Source organism: Arthrobacter cupressi, from assembly GCF_900099975.1.
Taxonomy (GTDB): Bacteria; Actinomycetota; Actinomycetes; order Actinomycetales; family Micrococcaceae; genus Arthrobacter; species Arthrobacter cupressi.
On record NZ_FNEI01000008.1, the window covers coordinates 162,836 to 179,705 of the forward strand.

The 16,870-nt window shown below is 68.2% G+C and carries 14 protein-coding genes and 1 rRNA gene; 13 read left to right on the forward strand and 2 right to left on the reverse strand.

What is annotated here, in order from left to right:
* Positions 1 to 2 precede the first annotated feature (2 nt).
* The 9 genes from argC to BLP88_RS11375 all read left to right on the forward strand — a co-directional run bounded on the left by argC (position 3) and on the right by BLP88_RS11375 (position 9,568).
* Positions 3 to 1,034 (forward strand): N-acetyl-gamma-glutamyl-phosphate reductase, encoded by a 1,032-nt coding sequence (argC, locus tag BLP88_RS11335; RefSeq protein ID WP_074589258.1) that lies wholly within the window; start codon positions 3 to 5, stop codon positions 1,032 to 1,034.
* Positions 1,031 to 2,197, forward strand: a complete 1,167-nt coding sequence (gene argJ, locus BLP88_RS11340; RefSeq protein WP_074589259.1) for a bifunctional glutamate N-acetyltransferase/amino-acid acetyltransferase ArgJ — start codon at positions 1,031 to 1,033, stop codon at positions 2,195 to 2,197. The genes argC and argJ overlap by 4 nt, the downstream gene beginning before the upstream one ends.
* A gap of 12 nt (positions 2,198 to 2,209) precedes the next feature.
* The gene (gene argB / locus BLP88_RS11345; RefSeq protein WP_074589261.1) at positions 2,210 to 3,178 is read left to right on the forward strand and encodes an acetylglutamate kinase; all 969 of its coding nucleotides are present in this window, start codon (positions 2,210 to 2,212) and stop codon (positions 3,176 to 3,178) included.
* Positions 3,175 to 4,434, forward strand: a complete 1,260-nt coding sequence (locus BLP88_RS11350) for an acetylornithine transaminase (protein WP_084111091.1) — start codon at positions 3,175 to 3,177, stop codon at positions 4,432 to 4,434. The genes argB and BLP88_RS11350 overlap by 4 nt, the downstream gene beginning before the upstream one ends.
* Positions 4,431 to 5,429, forward strand: a complete 999-nt coding sequence (argF, locus tag BLP88_RS11355; RefSeq protein ID WP_074589263.1) for an ornithine carbamoyltransferase — start codon at positions 4,431 to 4,433, stop codon at positions 5,427 to 5,429. Before BLP88_RS11350 ends, argF begins: the two co-directional genes overlap by 4 nt.
* On the forward strand, positions 5,429 to 5,959 hold the full coding sequence (locus BLP88_RS11360) for an arginine repressor (RefSeq protein WP_074589265.1): 531 nt from the start codon (positions 5,429 to 5,431) through the stop codon (positions 5,957 to 5,959). The genes argF and BLP88_RS11360 overlap by 1 nt, the downstream gene beginning before the upstream one ends.
* Positions 5,960 to 6,088: 129 nt before the next feature.
* Positions 6,089 to 7,294 carry an argininosuccinate synthase gene (locus tag BLP88_RS11365; RefSeq protein ID WP_074589267.1) on the forward strand — a complete coding sequence of 402 codons (1,206 nt, stop codon included), beginning with the start codon at positions 6,089 to 6,091 and terminating at the stop codon, positions 7,292 to 7,294.
* A gap of 2 nt (positions 7,295 to 7,296) precedes the next feature.
* The gene (gene argH, locus BLP88_RS11370; RefSeq protein ID WP_074589269.1) at positions 7,297 to 8,712 is read left to right on the forward strand and encodes an argininosuccinate lyase; all 1,416 of its coding nucleotides are present in this window, start codon (positions 7,297 to 7,299) and stop codon (positions 8,710 to 8,712) included.
* 103 nt (positions 8,713 to 8,815) lie between these two features.
* On the forward strand, positions 8,816 to 9,568 hold the full coding sequence (locus BLP88_RS11375) for a maleylpyruvate isomerase family mycothiol-dependent enzyme (protein WP_074589271.1): 753 nt from the start codon (positions 8,816 to 8,818) through the stop codon (positions 9,566 to 9,568).
* On the opposite strand, the gene BLP88_RS11380 is transcribed toward BLP88_RS11375, so the two are convergent.
* Entirely contained in the window at positions 9,474 to 11,084 is a 1,611-nt protein-coding gene (locus tag BLP88_RS11380; RefSeq protein ID WP_074589273.1) for a DNA-3-methyladenine glycosylase 2 family protein, read from the reverse strand. The two genes, BLP88_RS11375 and BLP88_RS11380, sit on opposite strands and share 95 nt — an antisense overlap.
* Positions 11,085 to 11,163: 79 nt before the next feature.
* Between BLP88_RS11380 and BLP88_RS11385 the strand changes: the two genes are divergently transcribed.
* Positions 11,164 to 11,829 (forward strand): DNA-3-methyladenine glycosylase, encoded by a 666-nt coding sequence (locus tag BLP88_RS11385; protein WP_074589274.1) that lies wholly within the window; start codon positions 11,164 to 11,166, stop codon positions 11,827 to 11,829.
* On the opposite strand, the gene BLP88_RS11390 is transcribed toward BLP88_RS11385, so the two are convergent.
* The gene (locus BLP88_RS11390) at positions 11,826 to 12,458 is read right to left on the reverse strand and encodes a GNAT family N-acetyltransferase (RefSeq protein ID WP_074589276.1); all 633 of its coding nucleotides are present in this window, start codon (positions 12,456 to 12,458) and stop codon (positions 11,826 to 11,828) included. The two genes, BLP88_RS11385 and BLP88_RS11390, sit on opposite strands and share 4 nt — an antisense overlap.
* A 158-nt stretch (positions 12,459 to 12,616) precedes the next feature.
* Between BLP88_RS11390 and BLP88_RS11395 the strand changes: the two genes are divergently transcribed.
* The 3 genes from BLP88_RS11395 to BLP88_RS11405 all read left to right on the forward strand — a co-directional run.
* A complete protein-coding gene (locus tag BLP88_RS11395; RefSeq protein ID WP_074589278.1) occupies positions 12,617 to 14,845 on the forward strand; it encodes a HelD family protein in 2,229 nt (742 codons plus the stop codon).
* A gap of 57 nt (positions 14,846 to 14,902) precedes the next feature.
* Complete coding sequence (tyrS, locus tag BLP88_RS11400) at positions 14,903 to 16,213, forward strand: tyrosine--tRNA ligase (protein ID WP_074589280.1); 1,311 nt, start codon at positions 14,903 to 14,905, stop codon at positions 16,211 to 16,213.
* A 489-nt stretch (positions 16,214 to 16,702) separates the two neighbouring features.
* Positions 16,703 to 16,870, forward strand: a 16S ribosomal RNA gene (locus BLP88_RS11405); the annotation flags it as partial.

The window sequence follows — 16,870 nt, forward strand, 5'->3', positions numbered from 1 at the left end:
CCATGACTATTTCTGTTGCCGTTTCCGGGGCCAGCGGTTACGCCGGCGGGGAAGTGCTGCGCATCCTGGCGGGCCACCCCAACGTCACCATCGGCGCCATCACGGCGCACAGCAACGCCGGTTCCAGGCTGGGGGAGTTGCAGCCGCATCTCCACGGCCTGGCGAGCCGGATTCTCGAAGACACCTCGGTGGAGAACCTCTCCGGCCACGACGTCGTCTTCCTGGCCCTGCCCCACGGCGCCTCCGCGGAAATTGCGGCCCAGCTGCCCGAAGGCACCGTGGTGATCGACGCCGGAGCGGACCACCGCCTCGAGGACCCCGCCGCCTGGGAAAAGTTCTACGGCTCGGCCCACGCGGGCACCTGGCCCTACGGCCTCCCGGAACTGCCCGGCCAGCGGGAGAAGCTCAAGGGCGCCAAGCGCATCGCCGTTCCGGGTTGCTACCCGACCTCGTCCCTGCTGGCCCTCACGCCCGGCTTCGCCAACAAGCTCCTGCTGCCGGACGACGTCGTGATCGTCTCCGCCTCCGGTACCTCGGGCGCCGGCAAGGCCGCCAAGGTCAACCTCATCGGCTCCGAAGTGATGGGTTCCATGAGCCCCTACGGCGTGGGCGGCGGGCACCGCCACACCCCCGAAATCGAGCAGGGCCTGTCCAACGCGGCAGGGGAGCAGGTTACGGTGTCCTTCACGCCCACCCTCGCCCCGATGAGCCGGGGCATCCTCACCACCGCCACCGCCAAGGCAAGGCCCGGTATCACCGCCGCGGAACTCCGCCAGGCCTGGGCCGAAGCGTATGACGACGAGCCCTTCGTTCACCTGCTGCCCGAAGGCCAGTGGCCCAGCACCAAGTCGGTGCAGGGCTCCAACCATGCCGTCATGCAGCTGGCCTTCGACGCGCACACCGGCCGTGTGATCGTTACCTGTGCCATCGACAACCTCACCAAGGGAACCGCCGGCGGTGCCGTGCAGTCCATGAACATCGCCCTCGGCCTGGACGAAAGCGCCGGCCTGAACCTGCAAGGAGTCGCACCGTGACGATCACCGCCCCCCAGGGATTCCGCGCCGCCGGCGTGAAGGCCGGCATCAAGGCCTCCGGCAACCCGGACCTCGCCCTCGTGGTCAACGACGGCCCGCTCAAGGCCGCCGCCGCCGTCTTCACCTCCAACCGCGTGGCCGCCGCGCCCGTGCACTGGTCGCGCCAGGTGGTTTCGGACGGCCGGGTCGACGCCGTGGTCCTCAATTCCGGCGGCGCCAACGCCTGCACCGGCCCGCAGGGCTTCCAAAACACCCACGCCACCGCCGAGAAGGTCGCCGAACTGCTGGGCATCTCCGCCTCCGACGTCGTGGTCTGTTCCACCGGCCTCATCGGCGAACAGCTGCCCATGGACAAGATCCTGCCCGGCGTCGAAGCCGCCGCTGCTGAACTGTCCGAAGACGGCGGATCCGCTGCCGCCACCGCCATCATGACTACGGACACGGTCGCCAAGGAAGCCGTCTTCACCGGCACCGACGCCGAAGGCCGGGAATTCACCATCGGCGGCATCGCGAAGGGCGCCGGCATGCTTGCGCCGGGCCTGGCCACCATGCTCGTGGTGCTCACCACCGATGCCCAGGTCCCGGCGGAATTGCTCGACGTCGTGCTGCGGGACACCACGCGTGTCACCTTCGACCGGGCTGACTCGGACGGCTGCATGTCCACCAACGACACCGTGGTCCTGCTTGCCTCCGGTGCCTCCGATGCCGTGCCCTCCGCCGAGCAGCTTGCGGCCGGACTCACCCAGGTGAGCGCCGAACTGGCGCGCAAGCTGATCGGCGACGCCGAAGGCGCCAGCCACGACATCGCCATCCGCACCTTCAACGCCGCCAGCGAACGGGATGCCGAAATTGTCAGCCGTGCCGTGGCCCGCTCCAACCTCTTCAAGACCGCCATCTTCGGCAAGGACCCCAACTGGGGCCGCGTGCTCTCCGCGGTCGGCACCACGGACGCCGTCTTCGAAGCGGACCAGCTGAACGTGGCCATCAACGGTGTGCAGATCTGCCGCAACGGCGGCATCGGCGAGGACCGCAACCTCGTGGACCTCGAGCCCCGCGAAGTGCACGTGGAAATCGACCTGCAGGCCGGCGATTCCGAAGCCACCATTTGGACCAATGACCTCACGCACGAATATGTGCACGAGAACAGCGCCTACTCGAGCTAGGCAGGAGAACCCGTGAACGCCCACACCCGCGAGACCACCTCCATGGCCGCTGCCCAGGACAAGGCGGCGACCCTGATCGAGGCTCTGCCCTGGATCCAGCGCTTTGCCGGCACTTCCATGGTCATCAAGTACGGCGGTAACGCCATGGTCAACGAGGAGCTGCGCCGCGCCTTCGCCGAGGACATCGTGTTCCTCCACCACGTGGGCATCCACCCCGTGGTGGTGCACGGCGGCGGCCCGCAGATCAACTCGATGCTGGGCCGGCTGGGCATCGAATCCGAGTTCAAGGGCGGGCTGCGCGTCACCACGCCCGAGGCCATGGACGTGGTCCGCATGGTCCTCACCGGCCAGGTGGGCCGCGAACTGGTGGGCCTGATCAACTCGCACGGACCCTACGCCGTGGGCATGTCCGGCGAGGACGGCGGGCTGCTGCGCGCCGTGCGTACCGGCACCGTGGTGGACGGCGAGGAAGTGGACCTCGGGCTGGTGGGCGAAGTAGTGGGTGTCGATCCCACCGGGATCAGGGACATCCTCGACGCCGGCCGCATCCCCGTGATCTCCACGGTCGCCCCGGAGATCACGTACGACGACAATTCTTCCGGTGCCGGAACAGCTTCCGGCTGGCAGACCACCGGGCAGGTGCTGAACGTCAACGCGGACACCGCCGCGGCCGCCGTCGCCTCCGCGCTGGGCGCCTCCAAGCTGGTGATCCTGACCGACGTCGAAGGCCTCTACGCGAACTGGCCGGACAAGTCCTCGCTGATTTCCTCGCTGACCGCCTCGGAACTGCGGGAAATGCTGCCCGGCCTGGAATCCGGGATGATCCCGAAGATGGCGGCCTGCCTGAAGGCGATCGACGACGGCGTGGAGCGCGCGCACATCGTGGACGGCCGCCTGGCCCACTCCATGCTGCTGGAAACTTTCACGACCGCGGGCATCGGCACGCAGGTCGTTCCCGACGAAGAAGAGAGCGCACCATGAGCCACTCAGACGCAGAGCTTGTCGAAACCAACGCAACACCCGCGAGTGAAATCGCCGGCCAAGGCAGCGGCGCCGAATGGTTGTCCCGCTATTCGTCCTCGCTGATGGGCGTCTTCGGAACCCCGCAGCGGGTGCTGGTGCGCGGCGCGGGCTGCCTCGTGTGGGACGCCGACGGCAAGGAGTACCTGGACCTGCTGGGCGGCATCGCCGTCAACGCCATGGGCCACGCGCACCCTTTCGTCACCTCGGTGATCGCGAGCCAGCTGGCCACCCTGGGCCACGTCTCCAACTTCTTCACCAGCCCCACCCAGATCGCGCTCGCCGAAAAGCTGCTGGCCCTGGTCAAGGCACCCGCGGGGTCCAAGGTGTTCTTCGCCAACTCCGGCACCGAAGCCAACGAGGCCGCCTTCAAGCTGGCCCGCCGCAACAGTGACGGCAAGCGCAGCAAGATCATCGCCCTCGAAGGTGCCTTCCACGGCCGCACCATGGGAGCCCTGGCCCTGACGGCCAAGGAAGCCTACCGGACCCCGTTCGAACCGCTGCCCGGCGGCGTGGTCCACATCCCGTTCGGCGACATCGAAGCCCTGCGCGCCGCCGTCGACGACACCACGGCGGCCGTGTTCCTCGAGCCCATCCAGGGCGAGGCCGGCGTGCGCCCGCTCAGTACCGAATACCTGCAGGCCGCACGCGAGGCCACCACGGCCGCCGGCGCCCTGCTGATCCTGGACGAGGTGCAGACCGGCATTGGCCGCACCGGCAAGTGGCTCGCCAGCGAGGATGCAGGAATCGTCCCGGACGCCATCACCCTGGCCAAAGGCCTGGGAGGCGGCTTCCCGGTGGGCGCCCTCATCACCTTCGGCGAGGCGACGTCGTCGCTGCTGTCCGCCGGCCAGCACGGCACCACCTTCGGCGGCAACCCGGTGGCCACCGCCGCCGCCCTCGCCACCCTGCACGCGATCGAAAGCCAGGGCGTGCTGGAGAACGCACGCACCGTGGGTGCCTTCCTGCGGAAGGGGCTTGCCGACGTCGACGGCGTCACGGAAGTCCGCGGCGTTGGCCTGCTGATCGGCTTCGACCTGGACGCCGACGTCGCACCCGCCGTCGTGCAGGCCGGGCTCGACGCCGGGTTCATCGTCAACAGCCCCGGCCCCCGCACCATCCGCCTGGCCCCGCCGCTCATCCTGAGCACCGAACAAGCCGGCCGTTTCCTGGCCGCCCTGCCCGCCCTCCTGCAGACCGCGAAGGAATCCCAGTGACCACCACACGCCACTTCCTTAAGGACACCGACCTCAGCCCGGCCGAACAGGCCGAGGTGCTCGAGCTCGCCGCCCGCATGAAGGCCGCGCCGTACAGCGTCCAGCCCTACGCGGCCGAGGGCAGCGGCCGCAGGACGGTCGCCGTCATCTTCGACAAGACCTCCACCCGCACCCGTGTCTCCTTCGCCACTGGCGTGGCGGACATGGGCGGCACCGCCCTCATCATCAACCCGGGCGAAGCCCAGATCGGCCACAAGGAATCGGTCGAGGACACCGCCAAGGTCCTCGAACGCATGGTCCACACCATCGTGTGGCGCACGGGCGCCCACGCCCGCCTCGTTGCCATGGCCGAAAACTCCAAGGTGCCGGTCATCAACGCCCTGTGCGACGACTACCACCCCTGCCAGCTGCTCGCCGACCTCCTGACGGTCAAGGAACACAAGGGCGAGCTGGCCGGGCTGACCATGGCGTACCTGGGCGACGCCGCGAACAACATGGCCAACTCCTACCTGCTGGCCGGCGTCACCGCGGGCATGCACGTGCGCATCAGCGGCCCCGAGGGCTACCTGCCCGCGGCGGACATCGTGGCGGCCGCCGAGGCCCGCGCCGCCGAAACGGGCGGCTCCGTGCTCATCACCACCGACGCCGCCGAGGCGCTCAAGGGCGCGGACGTCGTCGCCACCGACACCTGGGTGTCCATGGGCCAGGAAGCCGAAAAGGAAGCCCGGCTCCAGCTGTTCCGCGACTACTCCGTGGACGAGGCCGCCATGGCGCAGGCCGCACCGGACGCCGTCGTGCTGCACTGCCTGCCTGCCTACCGCGGCTACGAGATCTCCGCAGGCGTGATCGACGGACCGCAGTCGATCGTCTGGGACGAGGCCGAGAACCGCCTGCACGCCCAGAAGGCACTCATGGCCTGGCTGATGCACCGCTCCGGGCTTGCTTTCGTCGACGGTCTGGCCCCCGTCGAAGGAACCGGCGAGAGCACCTTCTAGTGTCCAGCAACCAGCCGGTGCCGGGCGCGAGCCCGGCCACCAAGACCGCCCGGCAGGCGCGGATCACCGCGATCCTGCGCGGCGAAAGCGTCCGTTCGCAGGCCGAACTCGCCGCCCGGCTGGCGGACGACGGCGTGCAGGTCACCCAGGCCACCCTGTCCCGCGACCTCGTGGAAATCGGTGCCGTGCGCGTGCGCGGCAGCGAAGGCGTGCTGGTCTACGCCGTGCCTGGCGAAGGCGGGGACCGGGCGGCCACAAGCGGGGTGGGCCAGGAAATCCTGGACGCCCGGCTGGAAAAGCTCTGCGGCGAACTCCTGGTCACCGCGGAGGCCTCGGCCAACCTGGTGGTCCTCAGGACTCCGCCCGGCGCGGCCAATTTCCTCGCCCTGGCGATCGACCATTCCGTGATGCCCTCGATTCTGGGCACAATTGCCGGGGACGATACCGTGCTGCTCGTGGCCCGGGACCCCCAGGGCGGCGAGGAGCTGGCGGCCCGGTTCCTGGCGATGGCCGAGTCGAACCCCAACTAGCTCGCAGTTAACGTCGTTTTGAGCCCCAAAACGACCACAACTGTGAGTCAGTTGGGTCGATATGTATAAATACGCATAACGCTGTATAGTCATTCACAATCAAGATGATCTTCCCAAAGGAGCACACTCGTGACTGAGCGCATTGTTCTGGCCTACTCCGGTGGCCTCGATACGTCCGTAGCCATCGGCTGGATCGGTGAAGCCACCGGCGCCGAAGTCATCGCCGTCGCAGTCGACGTCGGACAGGGCGGCGAATCCCTCGAGACCATCCGCCAGCGTGCCCTCGGCTGCGGCGCCGTCGAAGCCTACGTGGCCGACGCCCGCGACGAGTTCGCCAACGAATACGCCATGCCCACGCTGAAGGCCAACGCCCTCTACCAGGGCCACTACCCGCTGGTCTCGGCGATTTCCCGCCCGGTCATCGTCAAGCACCTGGTCAAGGCCGCCCGCGAATTCGGCGCCACCACCGTGGCCCACGGCTGCACGGGCAAGGGCAACGACCAGGTCCGCTTCGAGGTCGGCATCCAGACCCTGGGTCCGGACCTGAAGTGCATCGCGCCCGTCCGCGACCTCGCCCTGACCCGCGACAAGGCCATAGCCTTCGCCGAGGAAAAGGGCCTGCCGATCGAGACCACCAAGAAGAACCCGTACTCGATCGACCAGAACGTCTGGGGGCGCGCCGTCGAGACCGGCTACCTCGAGGACATCTGGAACGCCCCCACCAAGGACATCTACGACTACACCGCCACCCCGGAGTTCCCGCCGGCCCCGGATGAGGTCACCATTTCCTTCGAAGCCGGCATCCCGGTAGCCATCGACGGCGTCAAGGTCACCCCGCTGCAGGCCATCCAGGAACTGAACCGCCGTGCAGGCGCCCAGGGCGTTGGCCGCATCGACGTCGTCGAGGACCGCCTCGTCGGCATCAAGTCCCGCGAAATCTACGAAGCTCCGGGTGCCATGGCGCTGATCACCGCGCACAAGCACCTCGAGGACGTCACCATCGAGCGTGAGCAGGCCCGCTTCAAGGCCACCGTCGGCCAGCGTTGGTCGGAGCTGGTCTACGACGGCCAGTGGTTCTCCCCGCTCAAGCGCTCCCTGGATGCCTTCATCGACGACACCCAGAAGTACGTCTCCGGCGACATCCGCATGGTGCTGCACGGCGGCCAGGCCATCGTCAACGGCCGCCGCTCGGACACCTCGCTGTACGACTTCTCGTTGGCCACCTACGACACGGGCGACACCTTCGACCAGTCGATGGCCCGCGGCTTCATCGAGCTGTGGGGCATGTCCTCCAAGGTTGCCTCCAGCCGCGACCAGCGCGTCGCCGGAGCCTGAACATGACCTCGGCAACCAACGAAGGCGCCCTGTGGGGCGGCCGCTTCGCCGGCGGCCCCGCGGATGCCCTCGCCGCGCTGAGCAAGTCCACGCATTTCGACTGGCGGCTGGCCCGCTATGACATCGCCGGTTCCAAGGCGCACGCCCGCGTGCTTCACAAGGCCGGGCTGCTGGACGACGCCGAACTCGAGGGCATGCTCAAGGCCCTGGATCAGCTGGACGCGGACGTCGCGAGCGGCGCCTACCTGCCGGCCGAATCCGACGAGGACGTGCACGGTTCGCTGGAGCGTGGCCTGATCGAGCGCGCCGGAACCCAGCTGGGCGGCAAGCTGCGCGCCGGCCGTTCCCGCAACGACCAGGTGGCCACCCTCGGCCGCATGTTCCTGCGCGACCACGCCCGGCTGATCGCCCGCGGCGTGCTGGACACTGTGGACGCGCTCGTGGAGCAGGCCAAGGCCCACCCGGGCGTGGCCATGCCCGGCCGCACCCACCTGCAGCACGCCCAGCCGGTCCTGCTCAGCCACCACCTGTTGGCCCACGCCTGGGCGCTGCTGCGCGACGTGCAGCGGCTCCAGGACTGGGACAAGCGCGCGGGGGTCTCGCCGTACGGTTCCGGTGCCCTGGCGGGTTCGTCCCTGGGCCTGGACCCGGAGGCCGTGGCCGCGGACCTGGGCTTCTACTCCGCCGTGCACAACTCGATCGACGGCACCGCCTCCCGCGATGTCTTCGCCGAGTTCGCCTGGATCTGCTCCATGATCGGCGTGGACCTGTCCCGGATCTCCGAGGAAGTCATCCTTTGGGCCACCAAGGAGTTCTCCTTCGTCACGCTGCACGATTCGTACTCCACGGGGTCCTCGATCATGCCGCAGAAGAAGAACCCGGACGTCGCCGAGCTCGCCCGCGGCAAGGCGGGGCGCCTCATCGGCAACCTGTCCGGCCTGCTGGCCACGCTCAAGGGATTGCCGCTCGCGTACAACCGAGACCTGCAGGAGGACAAGGAACCGGTGTTCGACGCCGCCGACACCCTGGAGCTGCTGCTCCCGGCCGTGTCCGGCATGATCGCCACGCTGAAGTTCAACAGCGAACGCATGGAGTCGCTGGCTCCGCAGGGCTTCGCGCTGGCCACGGACATCGCTGAATGGCTGGTCCGCCAGGGCGTGCCGTTCCGCGAGGCGCACGAGCTCTCCGGCGCCGCCGTCAAGCAGGCCGAAAGCCGCGACGTCGAGCTCTGGGACCTCACGGACGAGGAATACGCTGCGATTTCTGAGCACCTGACGCCCGAGGTCCGCACGGTCCTGTCGACCGAAGGTTCGCTCAACAGCCGCAACTCCCAGGGCGGCACGGCACCGGCCGCCGTCGAACGGCAGCTGCAGGCCCTCGAGGCCGAGCTCCAGGGAGCCCGCGCCTACGCAGGCTGACGCGCCGGACCCAACCCGCACCAAACGGGGCGGCGTTCCACTGACGTGGAGCGCCGCCCCGTTTTGCGTTAAGGCGCCTTAACTCTTCCGATACCATGGCCGCATGACCGAGATCACGCCGCAGGCACTCCTGGCCGAGCTCCACAAAGCAGCCGCCACCGCCACGTCCGTCGTCGCCACACTCGACGACGCCGCCGTCGCCGCCCCTTCCGAACTGTCCGGCTGGACCCGCGGGCACGTCCTGGCCCACCTGGCCGGGATTGCCAACGCGATGGCCCGCCAGCTGGAATCCGCCGCCCGCGGAGGGACCGTCGAGCTGTACGACGGCGGTTACGAAGGCCGGAACCGGGAGATCGAGCTGGCCGCCGGGCACGACGCCGCCCAGCACCGCGAGGCGGTCGGTACCGCGTTCGCCCGCGTCCTGGCCGCGTTCGACGCCCTCGCCGAAGATTCCTCAGATGAAACCGGCTGGTCCGCGCCCATCAGCTACCGCAACGGAACAGTGTTCGACGGCGGCCTGGCCCTCTGGCGCGAACTCACCATCCACACGGGCGACCTCGGCACCGGCTTCGGCCCCGAAACCTGGAGCCGGACGTTCTGCGAACACCTTTTCCGTTTCCTCGAGGCCCGCGTCCCGGACGGGATCAAGCTGGTGTTGCAGCCGCTGGCGCTGCCGCCGCTGACCCTGGGCTCCGGCAGCCGCTCGATTGCCGTCAACGGCATGATCACCGATATCGCGGCCTGGCTGGCCGGCCGCACGCCTACGCTGGGGAGCCTGCGGGCCTCCGAGGCGGCCGACGGCGTGGAGCTGCCGGAGCTGCTCCCGTGGCCGTCCGGCGCGCCTGCGGCGAAGTAGCGGCCCGCGGCGAAATAGCAGCCTGCTTCGAGGCGGCTGCGCGCCACAGGTGCATGGTGGCGTAGGAACGCCACGGGCTCACGTTTCCAAAATCGACCGGCAAGCCGGCACCGTCCGGCAGCGCTTTCAGCCCGTTCCGGACCGCGGCATCGTTGGCGAGCAAGACGTCCGGGTCGCCCGGCACCCGCATCGCCACATAGCCCACCGTCCAGGGCCCGACGCCGGGCAGCGGCAGGAGCTTCGCGGCCAGCGTCCGGTGGTGGTCTCCGTAGCCGAAGTCCAGTTCCCCGGACGCCATCGCCCGGGCCGCGGCGAGTACGGACTCGATGCGGCGGCGCGGCCCGCGCAACAGTTCCCGCCCGCCGTCGGCGATCTGCCCGGGCGTCGGGAACAAACGGTCGAGCCCGTCTGATTCCGGGAGCGCGGTCCCTGCCGCGGCGAGCCCCGTCAGCGCTGTCCGGGCGGCCGCCACGGTGATCTGCTGGCCGATCATGGCGCGGACCAGCAGTTCCCCGGGGTCCACCGCTCCGGGCAGCCGGATGCCCGGAACTGCCAGGACCGAGGCGGTGAGCCGCGGATCGCGCGCCAGCACCTCGTCCACCGCCACCGGATCGGCGTCGAGGTCGAACAGCCGCCGGACACGGCTCAACAGGACCGGCAGGTCGTGCAGGTCGATGCTGCTGACCGCGAGGGTGAGTGCGCCGGAGCCGGGACTGCCGGCGTCGAACTCCACCTGGAAGCGCGCGGCCGAGCGGGGGAGCCGGAGAGTGCGCGCATAGCTGTACACGCCGTCGTCGCGGATTTCCGCGTGCTCGATTCCCGGCACCGCGCGGACGGCCAGAAACGTGAAAATTCCGGGATCGAACGGTGCCCGGAACGGCAGCTTCACGGTCAGGGCCGATGCCGCCGCGGCATTGCCCGTCCCGGCGCGGTGGGCGTGGCCGGTGCGGTGACCAGATCGCCGGGCCGTGGCGCGCAGGGCGCTCGGCGTCAGCGCGAAGACCTCGCTGACGGTCTCGTTGAACTGCCGCACGCTGTTGAAGCCGGCCGCGAAGGCGACGTCGGCAAGCAGCATGTCCGTGGACACCAGCAGGGTCCTTGCGGTCTGTGCCCGGCTGGCCCGTGCAAGGGCGAGTGGTCCGGCGCCCAACTCCTCGCCGAGTATCCGGTTCAGCTGCCGGGCGGAGTAGCCCAGCTTCCGGGCCAGGCCTTCGACCCCGGACCGGGACACCACGCCGTCGTTGATCAGCCGCATGGCCCGGCCCGCCACATCGGAGCGCAGGTTCCATGCGGGAGTCCCGGGCACGGCCTCGGGCAGGCAGCGCTTGCATGCCCGGTAACCGGCTTCATGCGCGGCGGCCGAGGTCTCGAAGAAGGTCACATTGGAGGCCTTGGGCGTGCGTGCCGGGCACGAGGGCCTGCAGTAGATGCCGGTGGAGCGCACGGCGGTGACGAACTGGCCATCGAAACGGGTGTCGCGCGCATCGATGGCACGGTAGCGCTGCCAGAAGTCCATGGCTCCATGCTGCCAGCCCGACGGTCGGTCTTCTAGCGGAAATCGGACACGGCCGCAGCGGCTCTGCTAGGGTCGGCCCATGAGCGCGCAGGAGGCTGCCGGGATCCGGGAGGTGCTGTCCGCGGACCCGCGCGAGGTGGCCCCGTGGATCCTTGGCGCGGTGCTCAGCCACAGCACCGCCGCAGGTACTGTTTCGGTGCGCCTGAGCGAGGTCGAGGCCTACCTTGGCCCGCACGACTCCCACCAGCCGGACCCCGGTTCGCACACCTTCCGTGGCCGGACACCGCGGAACGCGCCCATGTTCGGTCCGGCGGGGCACCTCTACGTGTATTTCACCTACGGCATGCACTACTGCGCCAACATCGTCTGCGGGCCAGACGGCGCGGCCTCCGCGCTGCTGCTCCGCGCCGGTGAAGTGGTCGAGGGGCTGGAACTCGCCCGTTCCCGCCGTCCGGCGTCGCGCTCGGACAACGACCTCGCCAGCGGTCCCGCGCGCCTGGCCACCGTCCTGGGACTAACGACGGCGGACAGCGGCAAGGACGCCCTGGCCGCCCCTTACAGGCTGGTGCTGCCCGCGACGCCGGTCCCGGCAGCTTTGATCGGCAGCGGACCCCGGGTGGGCGTTGCCGGCGACGGCGGATCCCACGACTACCCCTGGCGTTTCTGGCTCGCCGGGGACCCGACGGTGTCCAAATATAAGGCGGCCGTGCGCAGGGTCCGCAGGACGGTCCGAAAGGACCCTTAGCCGGCCAGCAGCCAGGGCACGGCAGCCGGGGCCGGCGGCACCTGGGTCGGTTGCTCGAACGGCGCCAGCCGGCCAAGCAGTGCTTCCCGCAGGGGCGGCCATTCGTGGGCGAGGATCGAATACACCTCGGTGTCGCAGCGGCTCCCGTCCGGGGCGAAACGGTGCCCGCGGAGGGTGCCCTCGTAGCTTGCACCGAGCCGCCGGATCGCCGCACCGCTGCGGGCGTTGCGTGCATCGCAGCGGAACCCCACGCGGTGCACGCCCAGGACGTCGAAGGAATAGGAGAGCAGTAGCTGCTTGGCCGCCGGATTCACGTGGCTGCCCCAGAACGGCCGCCCGTAGAAGGTCCCGCCGATTTCCAGCCGCTGCTGCCGCGGATCGTAGTCGCACAGCGAGGTGGTCCCCAGCAGGGCCCCAGTGCGCTGTTCGAGCACGGTGAAGGCGAGCACGGCGGGGTCGGCGATGCGGGAGGCAAAGAGAGCTTCGAGCTCCCCGGCGCTCAGCGGCTGGCTGGCCGCCAGACCGGACCACATGCCGGCGTCGACGAAATCGAAAAGCGCGCCGGCGTGCGCGGGGGAGAGCGGAAGCAGGCTGATTCCGTGCCGGCCAAGAGCCACGTTGTGCTGCATTGCAGCATCTAAGCACCGGCGGTGCCCGCCGGGAATGCAGCGGAGGTTAGCGGCAGGTGAATTCTGCGTGACACCCCGGCAGGCGGAGCGTTTCACCCGCGTTGCGCAAAAGCGCTGTAGAATGGACGGTCCGTCATTTCCGATAGGGGAACGTTTTGATGCACGACGCTGATTTGCTCCACGAACGCGAGTACGTGGCCGGGCTCTACGCGCGGCTGGACGAACTGCGCGAAGAGAAACGGAGCCAACTGGCGCAAGTCCGCCGCGCCGGCGCGGTGGGCACCATGCAGAACGTCTCGGAACGCGATGCCTTCGCGGCACTGTACGAGGACCGCCTGGCCCAGCTTGACGCTGTCGACGAACGCCTCGTCTTCGGCCGCCTCGACCTCGACACGGGCGAGGCGCAGTACATCGGACGCATCGGCCTGTCCACGGCGGACCTGCAGCGGCTCATGGTCGACTGGCGCGCTCCCGAAGCCGGCCACTTCTACCAGGCCACCGCCTTCGACCGCCAGGGCGTCCGCCGCCGCCGGCACCTGATCCTGCAGGGCCGCGAAGTGAAGGCCATCGAGGACGACGTCCTGGACACCACCATGCTGGACGGCAGCGAATCCATGCAGGGGGAAGGCGCGCTGCTCGCGGCCCTGAATTCCAAGCGCACCGGACGCATGTCGGACATCGTCGGAACCATCCAGGCCGAACAGGACCGCATCATCCGTTCCGCCATGTCCGGCGCGCTGGTGGTCCAGGGCGGTCCCGGAACCGGCAAGACCGCCGTCGCGCTGCACCGCGCCGCCTACCTGCTCTACACCCACCGGGAGCGACTGAAGTCCGCCGGCGTGCTGCTGGTGGGCCCGTCGTCGTCCTTCATGCACTACATCGAACGCGTGCTGCCGTCCCTCGGCGAGACCGGCGTCGTCATGACCAGCCTCGGCAAGCTCATGCCCGGCATCAGCGCCGTCCCGGAAGAGGACCCCGCCGTCGCCGCCCTGAAGGGCAGCCTGGACATGGCCGCCGTCGTCGCGAACGCCGTGGCGAACCGCCAGCGCACCCCCGCCGAAGACCGCTTCCTCGAGGTCGATTCCCGCAAGCTCAAGCTCACAGTGCGGCAGGTCCGCCGCGCCCGCGAACGCGCCCGCGCCACCGGCAAGCCGCACAACGAAGCCCGGGTGACGTTCGTGAAGATCCTGCTCCGCGAACTCACCGAACAGCTCACGGACATGGTGGAGGCCGCCAACCTCGGCAACAACGCCGACCGCGCCTACCTGGCCGAAGACGTCCGCACTGCCCGCGACGTCCGCATCGCCCTGAACCTGTGCTGGATGCCGATGACCCCGGAGAAGCTGATCTCCGAACTCTTCAGCAAGCCGGCCATCCTCGAGGCCTGCACCCCTAACCTCAGCCCGGAGCAGCGCGCCCTGCTGCTGCGCCCGGCCGACGCCCCGTGGACCGAAGCGGACGTCCCGCTGCTTGACGAAGCCGCCGAACTCCTGGGCGAACTGGATGCCGCGGCCGGCCGCGGACTGGCCCAGCAGGAACAGGACCGTGCCCGCGACCTCGCCAACGCCAAACAGACCCTGGCCAACATGGAAGCCATGGGCGTCAACGTCCTCATGACCGCCGAGGAACTGGCCGAACAGAACCAGGAACGCGAAACCCGCCTTACCGCGGCCGAACGTGCCGTCAGCGACCGTACCTGGGCGTTCGGGCACATTGTGGTTGATGAAGCCCAGGAACTTTCGCCCATGCAGTGGCGCCTCCTGGTCCGCCGCTGCCCCCTGAAGTCCTTCACGATCGTCGGCGACATCGCCCAGACGAGCGCCGCGGCGGGCGCGAATTCCTGGCACAGCGCCCTCGCGCCGTCGTTCGGTGACCGCTGGCAGCTCGAAGAGCTCACGGTCAACTACCGCACGCCTTCGCAGATCGCCGAAGCCGCTGTGCGCATGGCGAACCGTGCGGGCCTCGTCGTCTCGGCGCCCAAGGCCGTCCGGGAAGGCCGCTGGAACCCGTTGGTGGACCGTGTGGCGGCGGAGGAGATCGTCGGACACCTCCTCGAGGTGCTCCCCGAAGAGTTGGACGTGCTCGACGGCGGCCTGCTCGCCGTGATTGCCGACGGCGCCCTGCTGCCCGCGGCGGCCACGGCCCTGCGTGGCGCCTACGGCCACCGGGTGGGAGGCGGAGCCGGCAGCTACGAGCAGGACATCGTGGTGATCAGCCCCAAGGAAGCCAAGGGCCTGGAATTCGACGGCGTCGTGGTCCTGGAACCGGCGGCGATGCTCAACCACGAGCACGGGAAGGTGGGCGACCTGTACGTCGCGATGACCCGCCCCACGCAGCGCTTGCGGCTCATTACCTCTGCCACGCTGCCGGCCGGCATCGAACGCTGACCGCCGCCGGAGTCTCCACGGCGGGGAAGCGCCCGCAATCCTGCTAACTTAGAACTCGTGTCACACGTAAACAACCTCGAGTCCCAGCACAACGACCCGGGCTTCGCCAACATCTGGCAGGAGCTCAAATGGCGCGGCCTTGTCCACGTTTCCACCGATGAGGCGGAACTGGAAAAGCTGCTCGCCGGGGACCCGATCACCTATTACTGTGGCTTCGACCCGACCGCGCCCTCCCTCCACCTGGGCAACCTGGTCCAGCTGCTGGTCATGCGCCGCCTGCAGCTCGCCGGCCACAAGCCGCTCGGCCTGGTGGGCGGCTCCACCGGCCTGATCGGCGATCCGCGCCCGACGGCGGAACGCACCTTGAACACCAAGGACACCGTGGCCGAATGGGTCGGCTACCTGCAGGCCCAGGTCCGCCGCTTCCTCAGCTTTGAAGGCGACAACGCCGCCCGCATGGTGAACAACCTGGACTGGACCGCCCCGCTGAGCGCCATCGACTTCCTGCGCGAAATCGGCAAGCACTTCCGCGTGGGCACCATGCTCCGCAAGGACGCCGTCGCCTCCCGCCTGAGCTCCGAGGAAGGTATCAGCTACACCGAGTTCAGCTACCAGATCCTGCAGGGCATGGACTACCTCCAGCTCAACCGCGACTACGGCTGCGTGCTGCAGACCGGCGGCTCGGACCAGTGGGGCAACCTGACCAGCGGCACGGAACTGATCCGCAAGGTGGACGGCAAGAGCGTGCACGCCCTGGGCACCCCGCTGATCACCAACGCCGACGGCACCAAGTTCGGCAAGAGCGAGGGCAACGCCATTTGGCTGGATGCCCACATGTGCAGCCCATACGCGTTCTACCAGTTCTGGCTGAACACGGCAGATGCCGACGTCGTGGACCGACTCAAGGTCTTCACCTTCCTCAGCCGCGCGGAAATCGAAGAGCTCGAAAAGTCCGTTGCCGAACGTCCCTTCGCCCGTGAAGGCCAGCGGAAGCTCGCCTACGAAGTCACCTCCCTGGTGCACGGTGTGGAGGCTACCGAGAAGGTCATCGCCGCCTCGGCCGCAGTCTTCGGCAACGGGGACCTCAGTGTCCTTGATGAAGCAACCCTTGCCGCTGCCACCGCGGAGCTGCCTTCGGCGAAGATTGACGCCGGCGGCTTGGGCATCATCGATCTGCTCGTCGCCTCCGGCCTCGCGGACAGCAAGTCCGCGGCCCGACGCACGGTGGGGGAGGGCGGCGCCTATGTCAACAACGCGAAGGTGACCGACCCCGACGCCGTCATCGGACATGACGAACTGCTGCACGGACGCTACCTGCTGCTTCGCCGCGGCAAGAAGAACCTGGCCACAGTGGAAGTAGACGCCTGATCCCACACCCGCCGTCCGTCCTGACGGATGACTGCACGCCTTTCCGCCGCTGACTTGCGCAGCCGCGGGGAGGCGTGTAGTGTTTCTTGGGTTGCCACCGCTGAGGGGCAACAGCCTCCATTGATTGCGAAGAATCCGCTCCGGCAATTGCCAGGAAATCGGATTATTTGTGGTCCCTTTGGGGGAATTTGATTTCACCAAAGTGAATTTAGGAGAAATTCCCGGATTTGCAAAGCGAAATCGGATGAAATAAGATTGAAACATCGCAGCGAAGAAAGCCGGAGCGAAGATTCCGATAAGTATTCGAATTGCTTCTGTTGTTTGAGAACTCAATAGTGTGCCAAGTTTGTTGATACCGATTTTTATTAATTGGTTATTTGCACTGGATTGTCCACCCCCGTGGATGGTTTGGTGTTTTTAGCTGGTTTCAAATTTTGTGCAGCCGGGTGTGGTGTTATTTCCATTGTGCCTGGTTGTGTCTGTTTTACTTCAACGGAGAGTTTGATCCTGGCTCAGGATGAACGCTGGCGGCGTGCTTAACACATGCAAGTCGAACGATGAAGCACCGCTTGCGGTGTGGATTAGTGGCGAACGGGTGAGTAACACGTGAGTAACCTGCCCTTGACTCTGGGATAAGCCTGGGAAACTGGGTCTAAT

What these genes read in the sequence shown, in the direction of transcription:
- argC (WP_074589258.1), top strand. Translation starts at nt 3, where the DNA reads ATGACTATTTCTGTTGCCGTTTCCGGGGCCAGCGGTTACGCCGGCGGG.
- BLP88_RS11350 (WP_084111091.1), top strand. Translation starts at nt 3,175, where the DNA reads ATGAGCCACTCAGACGCAGAGCTTGTCGAAACCAACGCAACACCCGCG.
- argH (WP_074589269.1), top strand. Translation starts at nt 7,297, where the DNA reads ATGACCTCGGCAACCAACGAAGGCGCCCTGTGGGGCGGCCGCTTCGCC.
- BLP88_RS11375 (WP_074589271.1), top strand. Translation starts at nt 8,816, where the DNA reads ATGACCGAGATCACGCCGCAGGCACTCCTGGCCGAGCTCCACAAAGCA.
- BLP88_RS11380 (WP_074589273.1), bottom strand. Translation starts at nt 11,084, where the DNA reads ATGGACTTCTGGCAGCGCTACCGTGCCATCGATGCGCGCGACACCCGT.
- BLP88_RS11385 (WP_074589274.1), top strand. Translation starts at nt 11,164, where the DNA reads ATGAGCGCGCAGGAGGCTGCCGGGATCCGGGAGGTGCTGTCCGCGGAC.
- BLP88_RS11390 (WP_074589276.1), bottom strand. Translation starts at nt 12,458, where the DNA reads ATGCAGCACAACGTGGCTCTTGGCCGGCACGGAATCAGCCTGCTTCCG.
- BLP88_RS11395 (WP_074589278.1), top strand. Translation starts at nt 12,617, where the DNA reads ATGCACGACGCTGATTTGCTCCACGAACGCGAGTACGTGGCCGGGCTC.